Here is a 12,855-nt window from a genome sequence, read left to right on the forward strand (position 1 = left end):
TGTATAAATATTTTGAAAAATACCTGTTTCAATTCTGACTATTAAAATAATATAACCGGCTGATAATGTTGCCCTATACGGGATTTACTCGCTTTTTGTGAAGGCAAGTGCGTGAAAGGCCTGGCAGGCAATCGAATCCGGCAATTTAACTTCATACTGATATATTTATGTCAACAAGATTATTTACTTTTCGCAAAGGTCTATGGGCTGTATATACAAGTTATACTGCGGGCGAAACATATCCCCATCACGACCTGCCCGGATTCCTGTTTTTAAAGAAAAGAAATATTAATAGTTCCTTTGAAAGACATCGGGGGAATCAAACTTCATAATCGATATATGTTAGCAAAATTATTTATTCTCTGTACCAGTCTATTGACTGTATGTGCAAGTTATGCCACAACGCGTCATCCTTTCACGTTAGACGCACGCCTGTCCGTAAAAGTTCCGGGTAACCCTGCTGTCAGCTATGAGTTAAGGAAGAATGAAACCGGTAACGGAAACTATAGTATGGAACCCGTCAAATCGTTACCTATACATATATCGGGACAAATAAATGAAACGGATAATAAAATCCGGATCAAAGTTTCTATTACAGCCGATGAAGATACATACTTTAAATATTCACAGAATATATCCACAGGATATTTACATTCCGATTGCCAGTTTCTGATGCCCGGATTCTGGTACCGCCGCAATTTACTGTCTCCGAAGGAAGCTCCTTCATTCCATACATCGTCTGGTTGGACGGTGAGGGAAGACCGCCTGAGCACCCCGCTTACAGGTATTTATAATGAAAAGAGCGGCATGTATATGTCAGTAGCACGTATCGATCTTCCCAAGTATGATGCTCTGACTACCCATAAAGAAGGAGAAGTCATTGTTTCGGGGAGAACCTCTCTGGGCTATACCGGGTTTGAAGAAATAAACAGCAATGCAAATCTTTCGTTCGGTTATCCTTTTCAGGAAACTCCTAAAAGCTATATCAGGAAACTGACATTAGCTCCGCCTATAGAAGCTTTTCAGGAAATAAAGAAAGGGGAAACTATCAATTTGGAATGGGAAGTGTTTATGGGGCAAGCTACCGATTATTCAGATTTTGTGAAGCAGGTGTGGGAATATAGTTACGACACCTACCAGCCAAATCCGCTCGATACTCAATACTCTTTTACTCCCGAGAAGATGAAGCAGACCATAGTTTCGTATTTCGCCGATAGCTTTGTTAGTAATAAAGAACTGAAATTCCCTTCCGGAGCACATCTTATGGTTGCTACCTGTGAGAAGAATGGCATTGCGGAGGTCGGATTTATCGGGCGGGTATTACTTAATTCATTCAATGCCTATGAATATGGAGAACTCAATAGACGGCCCGATCTGGTGAATAATAGCAATTCAGTATTTGCGAGCTATTTAGAACATGGTTTTACTAAGAATGGCTTTTTCAGGGAATATGTCGATCAGGATGCAGGAAAGGAAACAGATGTTTTCAGCATACGCCGACAGTCTGAAGGCATATATGCTATGTTTCACTATCTGCAATACGAGAAAAACAAAGGGCGGAAACATCCGGAATGGGAAGCCCGCATCAAAACCATTTTAGACAGGATTCTTCGTTTACAAAATGAAGATGGAAGTTTTCCCCGTAAATTTAAGGACGATTTTAGCATTGTCGACAAGAGCGGCGGTAGCACTCCATCGGCAACCCTTCCGCTGGTAATGGCGTATAAATACTTTGGTGATGCCAACTATCTGAAGAGTGCGAAAAAGACAGCTGAATATCTGAAAACAGAGTTGATAGATAAGGCCGATTATTTCTCATCTACACTCGATGCCAATTGTGAAGATAAGGAGGCTTCCTTGTATGCAGCTACTGCCACTTACTATCTAGCACTTGTTTCGGAGGGTAAGGAAAGGCAATATTATGCCGGTTTGTGCCGGAAGGCTGCATATTTCACCCTGTCATGGTACTATATGTGGGATGTCCCTTTTGCCAAAGGACAGATGCTGGGAGATATCGGATTGAAGACCCGCGGATGGGGTAATGTATCTGTAGAGAACAATCATATCGATGTATTCATTTTTGAGTTCGGTTCAGTATTAGACTGGCTCTCAATAGAATTTAAGGAACCTCGTTTCGAAAACTTTATCAAGGTTATACGTTCGTCTATGGGGCAACTGCTTCCATATGAAGGGCATATGTGCGGTATTGCCAAGGTCGGCTATTACCCCGAAGTAGTGCAGCATACCAATTGGGATTATGGTAAAAACGGGAAAGGGTTCTATAATGATATTTTTGCTCCGGGGTGGGTTGTCGCTTCATTATGGGAACTGATGAGTCCCGGACGGGCCGAAGAGTTTCTTCTGAAACGGAAATAGAACGTTATATCAATGAAATAGCTTAGCCCATCTTGCCACTTAAACGTACAAGATGGGCTGATTCTTTTTATCTATATACTTAGTATTGAAAAATATGCCATTAATTTTTATTGATTGGTTAATACCTTACCTTTGCATAATGAAAACAAAAGATCAAACAAACAGCATATTATCCAATCTGGGAATTGAAGCCCTGAATGAAATGCAGATTGCCGCTCAGGATGCAATTATCAATAAACAAAATACAATCCTGTTATCCCCTACGGGCTCAGGGAAAACACTTGCTTATTTAATGCCTGTTCTCCGGTTATTAAAGGGAGATGTAAAAAGCGTGCAATGTCTTGTTATTGTCCCTTCCCGTGAATTAGCCCTCCAGATAGAGCAGGTCTGGAAAAAGATGGGCACAAAATTTAAAGTGAATGTTTGTTATGGCGGGCATTCTATTGATACCGAACTTAATAATTTGAGTAATCCTCCGGCTATACTTATAGGGACACCGGGTAGGCTGAAAGACCATTTGGAGCGGAAATCCTTTAATCCCGGTTCTGTGAAAACATTAGTATTGGATGAGTTCGATAAATCCCTGCAACTGGGTTTTCAGAATGATATGAATGCCATTGTCAGCCAATTCCCAAACTTGCAGAAGAGGGTCTTGCTTTCTGCGACATCCGATGTGGAAATTCCTGATTTTGTAAAGATGGAATCGCCTGCGATTCTTGATTATACACAAGAAGAAAAGAACGATACTCTTTCTATTAAGCTTGTCCTGTCGCCGGAAAAAGACAAGATAGAATCATTGTTTCAGCTTATATGTTCCCTCGATTCAGAGCCTGCGCTTATATTCTGTAACCACAGGGAAGTAGCCGAACGTATCAGCGATTTATTGAATAAGGAAGGGATACAGACCGGCTATTATCACGGAGGGATGGATCAGGACGACAGGGAAAAAGTTCTTATTCAATTTAGAAATGGTAGTCTGAATTATCTCGTCACAACTGACTTAGCCGCCAGAGGACTGGATATTCCGGAGATGAAACATGTAATTCATTACCATCTACCTTCCAAAGAGAGTGAATTTGTCCATCGTAATGGACGTACAGCTCGTATGCATGCTTCCGGTACAGCATATATTATAATGTATAAAGAAGATAAAACTCCGGACTACATTCCTGAAAATACGGATATATTAGAGCTAAAAGCTGGAAAACCTTTACCGAGAGGGCCTGAATACAAAACAATCTATGTGAGTGGGGGAAAGAAAAACAAGTTGAATAAAAGTGATATTGTCGGTTTCTTTTTACAGAAAGGAAAGCTGGATAAAGCAGATCTGGGGCTGATAGAAGTTAAGGATTTTATTTCTTTTGTTGCAGTCCGTTCCTCGGCTGTGAAAACACTTTTGTCTAATATTAATGATGAGAAGATGAAAGGAAAGAGATATAAGATAGAGGTAGCGAGGAATGTTATAAAGAAGATCGACTGATTAGCGCTAATCATAATAATAGCAAGCAGGCCTTTACTTTTTAAAGTAAAGGCCTGTTATCTTAATATATTAAAGATCATTTTTCTCTGGTGTACAGGTACCAATAAACACATCCTACTAATACTACCCCTCCGATAAGGTTGCCCAGTGTAGCAGGAATTAAATTCTGGAGAATAAAATCGCTCCAGAGAATGTCCGCACCCGAATAAATTGCAGCAGGAATAAAGAACATATTAGCGATGGAGTGTTCATAGCCCAGGGTAACAAAGAGCATGACAGGAATCCATATACCTATACATTTCCCTATAATATCTTTTGCCGCATATCCCATCCACATTCCCAGACAAACCAGCCAGTTAGCACCGATTCCTTTGATAAAGACGGTCATAAAGTCTTGGTTTACTTTCACTTCTGCGTAATGATGCAGGTAATGTTGCCAGGGGTCTTTATCAAATAGTCCGATTCCTGACGAGAGCAGGTAGGCAACTACCTGGGAACCTATAAAGTTGAACAGATAAGAAAGGATAAGAAGTTTAACAAAGGTAAAAGCCTTTAATCTTCTCTCTAATAGGGGAAGTGTAAACGCTGTGCAGTCACTGGTGAATAAATCTGCTCCGGTGATGGATACTATAATAAGTCCAACGGGGAAGAGCGCTCCGGCAATAAATTTGATTAGTCCTGGATTTTCTGCACCTGCTCCGGGCATTCCTCCTGCGACCATAACGGATAGCAATCCGCCGAAAGCGATAAATACACCTCCGAGTATGGCTATCAGACTGAATTTAGATAATGGTAAATTACTTTTATAAATACCTGAATTGGCAAACTCCACTGTGATTTCTTTCGGAGTGTTGTAGTTCTTCATTATTCGTCTCTTAAATTAAGAATAGAGGTTATACATTGAGTCCATAACTTTTGAAAATCGCCTCCGCCTTATTCAATTCCTGATTTGAAGGAGAGTTTATATCCTTTAATTTATATTCTTGTCCAATCTGCTCCCATTTATGTATTCCCATCTGATGAAAAGGCAGGATATCTACTCGTTCTACATTCTTGAACTGGCTTACATATTGTGCCCACCGATGTAAATCGTCCTCATTATCTGTAAAGTGAGGGACGAGGACATATCTTAACCAGACCGGTTTATTTACTTCGGCGAGGTACTCTATAAAGTTGAGGGTAGGCTCAAGAGGCCTTGCAGTCAATTCTTTATATTTATTCGGATTTATATGCTTGATATCTAATAGTACAAGGTCGGTATAGGACAGCACTTCCTTAGTCTTGTCATTAAACAGGAATCCCGAAGTATCTATGGCGGTATGTATCCCTGCGGTTTTACATAGTTTGAATAGCTCCAATACAAATTCCGGTTGCATCATCGGCTCCCCACCCGAAACGGTGACACCTCCCTTTACAAATGCTTTTACCTTCATTACTTCATCTAAAGCCTGTTGGGGAGTCAGCTCATATTTGGCTTCATTTGGCTTCCATGTATCGGGATTGTGACAATACAAACAACGCAATGGGCAGCCTTGCATAAAGAATACAAAGCGGATGCCCGGCCCGTCCTTGGTACCGAATGTTTCAAACGAGTGAATATGACCTTTCATATTGAAGAAAATCAGGCAGAAAATTTCTAACTGCCTGATTTATTAGCTGTATATGGACTTAAAAAGTAGTTGTGATTGTTCTGTTAATAACATCCAGCTGCTGTTCTTTAGTCAGCTTGGTGAAGTTCACAGCATAACCGGATACACGTATTGTTAACTGAGGGTATTTCTCAGGGTGCTCCATCGCATCAACTAAGAGTTGACGGTCGAACACATTCACATTCAGGTGATGACCCGTTTGCAAGAAATATCCATCCATCAGTCCTGCAAGGTTCTGAGCCTCTTCCTCCCGGTTTTTACCCAGTGTACTTGGAGTGATCGCGAATGTATAGGATATACCGTCGTTTGCATGTTCGAACGGAAGTTTGGCTACCGATGACAATGATGCTACTGCCCCTCTGGTATCGCGTCCGTGCATCGGATTAGCGCCCGGTGCAAACGGAGTTCCGTCGCGGCGTCCGTCAGGAGTGTTTCCCGTTTTCTTGCCATACACGACATTTGATGTGATAGTCAATACCGATTGAGTCGGGATCGCGTCTTTATACATTTTGCGCTTACGGATTTTTTGCATGAATGTCTCCACGATATCTATGGCAAACTGGTCTGTATTATCGTCATTGTTTCCGAAAGGAACATAGTCCTTTTCCTGTATGTAATCTACCGCATCTCCGTCAGCATCCCTTACAATACGCACTCTTCCGTATTTTATTGCGGCAAACGAGTCTGCGATGATAGAAAGTCCGGATACGCCGAAGGCTTGCGTACGTACGATATCTACATCATGCAGAGCCATTTCGAGAGCCTCATATGAGTACTTATCATGCATATAATGGATAATATTCAGCGCTTTCACATAAGTTTCGGCAACCCAGTCGAGAGTACGGTCAAATTTTTCCCATACTTCATCAAATTCGAGATATTCGCCTGAGATTTTTTCTACCCAGTGCTTAGGCAATACCTGAGCCTTTGTTTTCTCATCTTTGCCTCCATTGATAGTATAAAGCAATGCTTTCGGTAAATTAGCGCGGGCTCCGAAAAATTGCATCTGGTGCCCGATACGCATTGGCGATACACAGCATGCAATACCATAATCATCTCCCAGTTGTGGACGCATAAGGTCGTCATTTTCGTATTGGAGAGAAGATGTGTCGATAGATACTTTCGCGCAGTATTTTTTCCATGCCTCGGGTAAGCGGTCGCTCCAGAGGATTGTAAGATTCGGCTCCGGTGCCGGGCCTAAATTATAGAGGGTGTGCAGCATACGATAACTGTTTTTGGTTACCATCGTACGCCCGTTATTGGTCATTCCGCCGATAGATTCTGTCACCCAGACAGGGTCTCCCGAGAATAGTTCATTATATTCGTTTGTACGCAGGAAGCGTACAATACGGAGTTTCATCACAAAATGGTCGATCATCTCCTGAGCTTCTTTCTCTGTGATAATGCCATCTTTTAAATCGCGTTCGATATAGATGTCAAGGAAAGTAGTAACACGACCCAGACTCATTGCTGCGCCATTCTGGTCTTTGATAGCTCCCAAATAGCCAAAATATGTCCATTGGATAGCTTCCTGCGCATTGGTTGCGGGATTTGAAATATCGAACCCATAATCAGCAGCCATGCGTTTCAAGGCTTTCAATGCTTGTATCTGGGAATTCAGTTCCTCGCGAAGACGGATCAGATCATCTGTCATAACGATAGGATCGCATTCCTTGTAACGTTTTTCACGTTCGGCAATCAGCCGGTCTACACCATAGAGTGCAATACGGCGATAGTCACCGATAATACGGCCACGTCCGTATGCATCGGGCAGGCCAGTTAATAAGCCGTTGCTTCTGGCACGGCGGATACTGTCGGTATATGCCGAAAATACACCTTCGTTATGAGTTTTACGATATTTGGAAAATATTTCTGTTGTAACCGGATCAAGTTTGTAGCCGTATTCTTCAAGGCTTTGCTGTACCATGCGAAGCCCGCCGTTAGGGAAGATGGCTCTTTTGAGAGGTTTGTCTGTCTGTACTCCTACTATTTTTTCCAGATCCTTGTCTATATAGCCTGCGCCATAAGCATCGATCTGTGAAGGAATTCGGGTTTCAGCGTCATAAACACCTTTTTCTTTTTCAACCTTAAACATTTCGCTTAGCTTATCCCATAGCTTTGTAGTGGCTTCTGTTGCGCCTTCCAGAAAAGATTCATCTCCTGTATATTCTGTATAATTTTTTAAGATAAAATCATTTACTTCGATTTTTTCTTTCCACTTGGTTCCTTTAAAATCTTTATATGCTTCCATTTGTTATTATTTAAATTCAATTTGGCGTTTCAATAATCTAAAACTGGACACATATATAAATCACAAAAAGCATGCCCAATTTCTTCTAAAAAAGAATAAACATGGCTCTCGGAACTTAAGGAAACAGAAAAAATAATAATAAATCCTCACCTTGTAGTGAGAGAATCTTTTTATGGTTCTCAAGCCTTATTTCCCGAAAGCTTTTTAATTGATCAATTCTGGCAGGTCTTCTGGCTTACTCCATTTTTGAATTGCCTTCCCAATATTCAGTCAACAGTAAGCAGTTAACAGTTAACAAAAATGATAACGAATAACTGATGATCGATGGCTGTTAATCAGTGGCTATAAGTTTTGTTCAAAAATATCAGTGATTAGTATTAACCATTCACTGAAAAGAGCTTACAGCAGCGGGTCTGCCCGGGATTCTCACCCGGTTCCCTTTTCACCATCCTTTAAGAACATAAAGGATGACACCAAAACCGTGACAAAGGTAGCTATTTTATCTTAAATAGCTATATGACTGGTAGTAGAAAATTTATTTTGCATATGTATATGCGATAATTCTATACGGCGATTATTCCAAATAACGACCGTTGCGCTTTTTAATGATTTTTCGACATCAATCAGCCGTTGGTTGCTGCTGCCTCTGAAGATAAGGGATTCGTCTTTCAGTGATTCAACATATCGCCCGTCTACAAGTACATCTATATAGGGAAGTATCCGGGATAGCCTTTCTGACCTTATGATTTGCTCATATATATACCCGGTGTAACACCAGATATCTTTACCTGTTTCAGATTTGATCCGTCGGGCCAGTTCTGTAAATTCTTCTACTTGCATAAAAGGGTCGCCTCCTGTAAAAGTCACATTTGCAAACTCCGCTTCTTTAACCTCCTCCAGTAGGCTATCAATGGAGTATCCTTTACCATTGTCGATATTCCACGAATGGGAATTGTGACATCCTTTGCAAAGGTGTGTGCATCCGGCAGCGTAGATGGCCGTGCGGAATCCGGGGCCATCTACGGTGGTGTCGTGTATGATATCCAGTATTGATATATTATTATTCATGGACGATGCGGTCGTTAAGTTCAGCAAGTTTCGCGCTATTCCATCTATCGGTAGTACCCACCAGATAGCCTGTTATGCGTTGCAGGCGGTCTATTTGCAAGCTTCCGCAACGAGGACACTCATTTATTTGTGTAGCTGCATTTTCGTATCCGCATTTCAGGCAACGGTTCCGGTTATGGTTCACCGAAGCATAGCCGATATTGTATTTGTCCATCATATCTACGACAGTCATAATGGCTTCGGGATTATGAGTTGCGTCACCATCCATTTCGACATAGAATATATGCCCGCCACGTGTAAGATCGTGATAAGGAGCTTCGATCTTGGCTTTCTGATGTGCGCTGCATGAATAATATACAGGTACATGGTTTGAGTTTGTATAATATTCCCGGTCTGTAATTCCTTCAATAAGTCCGAAATCTTTTTTGTCGCGCCTTGTAAACCGTCCGGCAAGTCCTTCGGCGGGAGTCGCCAGTACACTATAGTTATGCTGATATTTATCGGAATACTCATTTACCCGGTCTCTCATATATGTTATCATTTCCAGACCTAGTTTCTGCGCATTTTCATCTTCTCCATGGTGCTTGCCTATAAGGGCGACCAAAGCCTCGGCAAGCCCGATGAAACCTATGCCGAGTGTACCCTGATTGATAACTTTCTCTATTGTATCCTCGCCTGCCAGCTGCTCGCAACCTTCCCATAGCACCGACATTAACAAAGGAAACTGTTTGGGAGCGGCTGTCTTTTGGAACTCGAAGCGGCGATGCAATTGGAGAGCGGCCAGATCGAGCATCTGATCCAGTTTCCTGTAAAAGCAGTCGATCCTTTCCTTCTCGTTTTCCATGTTTCTGCATTCCAAAGCAATGCGCACCAGATTAAGTGTAGAGAAAGAAAGGTTGCCTCTGCCTACCGATGTTTTCTTTCCAAAACGGTTTTCAAATACGCGGGTACGGCAACCCATTGTTGCCACCTCGTACTCAAAACGGCGGGGATCGCTCTCCTTCCATTCTTCATGCTGGTTGAATGTCGCGTCCAGATTCAGGAAGTTAGGGAAGAAACGATGTGCGCTCACCTTGCATGCCAGTTGGTATAAATCGTAATTCCGGTCTGTTGGTAAATAGCTTACTCCCCGCTTCTTTTTCCATATCTGTATGGGGAAAATGGCTGTTACTCCATTGCCTACACCTTCGTCTGTGCTTATTAACAGTTCCCGCATGATGCACCTTCCTTCGGCAGAAGTATCCGTTCCATAATTAATAGAACTGAATACCACCTGATTGCCTCCCCGGGAGTGTATGGTGTTCATGTTATGGATGAAGGCTTCCATCGACTGATGTACGCGGCTCACTGTGCGGTTTATGGCATGTTGGATAATTCTTTCGTCATTCTGCAACCCGGTCAGGTCTTTTGATAGATAATCTTCTATCGAAATCTCATAAAGATGTTTATAGTCAAGTCCATTTATCTGTTCCAGCACTTTTATCTCTTCAATAAAGCTGCGTCTGACAAAAGGTGCCAGGTAGAAATCGAACGCAGGGATGGATTGGCCACCATGCATTTCATTCTGGGCTGTTTCCATAGATATACAGCCGAGCATGCTTGCAGTTTCAATACGTTTAGCTGGGCGTGATTCGCCATGTCCGGCATTGAATCCATGTTGAAGTATCTTATCTAGCGGGTGTTGTACGCAGGTGAGGCTTTTGGTCGGATAATAATCCTTGTCATGAATATGTAAATAATTTCGGCGGACAGCTTCTTTTACCTCCGGTAGCAGCAAGTAGTCGTCGACAAAAGGCTTGGTTGTTTCACTTGCAAATTTCATCATCATTCCTGCCGGGGTATCAGCGTTCATATTGGCGTTTTCGCGTGTGATATCATTCGATTTGGTCTCTATGATTTCGAGAAACATGTCCCGGGTCTTGGCTTTGCGGGCAATATTGCGTTGGTCGCGGTAAGCGATATATTTCTTGGCGGCTTCTTTGCGTGGGCTTTTCATCAGTTCCACTTCTACCATGTCCTGAATTTGCTCTACGGTCATTTGCTCGTTGCCTTGGCAAGAGATAAAATCCGTGATGCGTCTTATCAGGGAAGAGTCTTCTCCTTGTTCGGTGTGTAACATGGCTTTGCGGATAGCTGCCATTATCTTTTCTTCATTGAAGCCGACTATGCGTCCGTCTCTTTTTATGACTGTTTGGATCATGGGTGTATTATGTTATAAGTAAAAGAAAGTATTCGACACGCTTTCGCGTCGTCAATTGTTAATTAATGATACATTGTTTCAATGTAACTGACGGGGATAGAGACCAAAATAGGCGAAGAGAGATTAATGATGTAAAGTCACCGCATATTCTATTCTATCGCTTTTCTCCCGAAAGCTACGAATGTATACACGGCAGGTCTTCTGACTCATTTCTCTGCTAGGCGCCTTCCCAATATTCAGTTGTCTGTTGATCAGTGGCGTGAGAGCCTAACTTTTTCTTGAAATTTACAGCTACGGGGATAGTTCAGGACTTGCACCTGATTCCCTTTTCATCCGATTTTATTTCAGAACCGTATATGACAACAAAGGTAGATTATTTTTTTTATATGGTTTTCAAAAATGAGATTTATTTATTTTAAAATAATGACTAAGTTTTCCAAAATAAATTGTAAATGTCATATTATTAGATAAATAAAATTTTTATATTGTTGAAAAGTTTTCCAAATCGGATAATTTATGATATTAATTTATCTTTATTCCAGATGATTTACCGATAGTTACAGAAAAAATACTTTCTTAATATATTATTATTTCAATTTTTTATTCCAACTTTGTATCCAATTATTGGTGTTACAAGTCCGCATCTTCGGATAAGTAATGAAAAGGGAATCAGGTGCAAGTCCTGAACAGACCCGCTGCTGTAAACTCTTTTCAGTGAACAGTTAACAGTCATCAGTTAACATTCATTGATGTTGTTCCGGGCGATACCCAATGCCACTGGTCGACAGATAACTGTCTATCGGGAAGGCTGCACGGAGCAAGAGTAAGTCAGAAGACCTGCCAGTAATAGTATGATTTTGTCTTTCGAGGATTAGAGGCAAGTCGGAGAAGTGAAAATTCATGTTCGGATAGAGCCGGTTTTGTGTAACAGTCAAAGTTGCATTGTTTTAGTTATGTATGCATAACAGAAATCTCTATTTAAGGTATCGACGGAATTATTTATTCTCCCGCAGATTAATTTTATAAAGCGAACAAAATGGAAAATGTTTGGCCAAAGGACAAAGGCATGTCCGCAACAAAATTTGCCGATCTGATTTTGGAGGTAAGTACAATTCTTCTGGAATCGGGAGCTCACTGTGAACGTATAAACCGGAATGTGCAGCGTATTGCCGAAACGACTTGTTATAAAGTGGAGATGCTTCTCACCTTTACTGCTGTATCAGTAACGGTTACAGATCGTGAAAATCCCGAAAATACAGTAACCGGAAACAGGCGGGTGAGGCATCACGGGGCACATTTCGGTGTGTTGACCAATACCAGTTTGCTGACATGGGATCTTTTCGAGAATAAAATATCGTTGGATGAGCTCGAAAATTGCCTGAATGAGATAAAAGTGGCACCGAAACATCCTGTATGGCTGATACGTGTTTTTATAGGGGTAGCATGCGGTTGTTTGTGTTTGCTTGCCGGAGGCGACTGGGTGGATGGGGCTTTTGCCTTTATAGCATCACTTATGGGGCTTACTGTGCGTCAGGAAATGGTAAAGAAGGGCTTTAATCTGATGGTTGCCGTTGTAAGTTCTGCTTTTATGACTACAACGATCTCCGGCATGAATGTATTGTTCGGTTGTGGTTTATCGCCCGATATATCGGTAGCAACAGCCGTGTTGTTTCTGATACCGGGTGTCCCGTTGATTAATTGTATTATAGATTTGCTGGAGGGGTATATACCCACAGGTATTGCGCGTGGAGCATTCGGCGGCTTTATTTTGCTATGTATAGCGATCGGCATGTTTATGAGTATGTCATTGATAGGTATTAATAATTTTTAG

General features: G+C 41.7%; 8 protein-coding genes and 3 riboswitches. Of the genes, 3 read left to right on the plus strand and 5 right to left on the minus strand.

Going from position 1 to position 12,855, the window contains the following annotated elements:
• Positions 1–339 precede the first annotated feature (339 nt).
• Complete coding sequence (locus tag HMPREF9455_RS07065; RefSeq protein WP_006798949.1) at positions 340–2,376, plus strand: hypothetical protein; 2,037 nt, start codon at positions 340–342, stop codon at positions 2,374–2,376.
• 139 nt (positions 2,377–2,515) lie between these two features.
• A complete protein-coding gene (locus HMPREF9455_RS07070) occupies positions 2,516–3,856 on the plus strand; it encodes a DEAD/DEAH box helicase (protein ID WP_044215679.1) in 1,341 nt (446 codons plus the stop codon).
• 76 nt (positions 3,857–3,932) lie between these two features.
• On the opposite strand, the gene HMPREF9455_RS07075 is transcribed toward HMPREF9455_RS07070, so the two are convergent.
• The 5 genes from HMPREF9455_RS07075 to HMPREF9455_RS07095 form a co-directional block, all read right to left on the minus strand.
• Positions 3,933–4,721 carry a formate/nitrite transporter family protein gene (locus HMPREF9455_RS07075; RefSeq protein WP_006798951.1) on the minus strand — a complete coding sequence of 263 codons (789 nt, stop codon included), beginning with the start codon at positions 4,719–4,721 and terminating at the stop codon, positions 3,933–3,935.
• Positions 4,722–4,749: 28 nt separating this feature from the next.
• Positions 4,750–5,466 (minus strand): pyruvate formate-lyase-activating protein, encoded by a 717-nt coding sequence (gene pflA / locus HMPREF9455_RS07080; RefSeq protein ID WP_006798952.1) that lies wholly within the window; start codon positions 5,464–5,466, stop codon positions 4,750–4,752.
• Positions 5,467–5,524: 58 nt separating this feature from the next.
• Positions 5,525–7,756 (minus strand): formate C-acetyltransferase, encoded by a 2,232-nt coding sequence (pflB, locus tag HMPREF9455_RS07085; RefSeq protein ID WP_006798953.1) that lies wholly within the window; start codon positions 7,754–7,756, stop codon positions 5,525–5,527.
• 203 nt (positions 7,757–7,959) lie between these two features.
• Positions 7,960–8,249, minus strand: a riboswitch (cobalamin riboswitch).
• A gap of 11 nt (positions 8,250–8,260) precedes the next feature.
• Positions 8,261–8,824 carry an anaerobic ribonucleoside-triphosphate reductase activating protein gene (nrdG, locus tag HMPREF9455_RS07090; protein WP_006798954.1) on the minus strand — a complete coding sequence of 188 codons (564 nt, stop codon included), beginning with the start codon at positions 8,822–8,824 and terminating at the stop codon, positions 8,261–8,263.
• Complete coding sequence (locus HMPREF9455_RS07095; protein WP_006798955.1) at positions 8,817–11,024, minus strand: anaerobic ribonucleoside triphosphate reductase; 2,208 nt, start codon at positions 11,022–11,024, stop codon at positions 8,817–8,819. Before HMPREF9455_RS07095 ends, nrdG begins: the two co-directional genes overlap by 8 nt.
• Positions 11,025–11,198: 174 nt before the next feature.
• A riboswitch (cobalamin riboswitch) is annotated at positions 11,199–11,394 on the minus strand.
• 238 nt (positions 11,395–11,632) lie between these two features.
• Positions 11,633–11,883: riboswitch (cobalamin riboswitch) on the plus strand.
• Between the two features lie 177 nt (positions 11,884–12,060).
• Between HMPREF9455_RS07095 and HMPREF9455_RS07100 the strand changes: the two genes are divergently transcribed.
• Positions 12,061–12,855: a threonine/serine exporter family protein gene (locus HMPREF9455_RS07100; protein ID WP_006798956.1), complete on the plus strand. Its 795-nt coding sequence runs from the start codon at positions 12,061–12,063 to the stop codon at positions 12,853–12,855.

The organism is Dysgonomonas gadei ATCC BAA-286, from assembly GCF_000213555.1.
GTDB classification, from domain to species: Bacteria; Bacteroidota; Bacteroidia; order Bacteroidales; family Dysgonomonadaceae; genus Dysgonomonas; species Dysgonomonas gadei.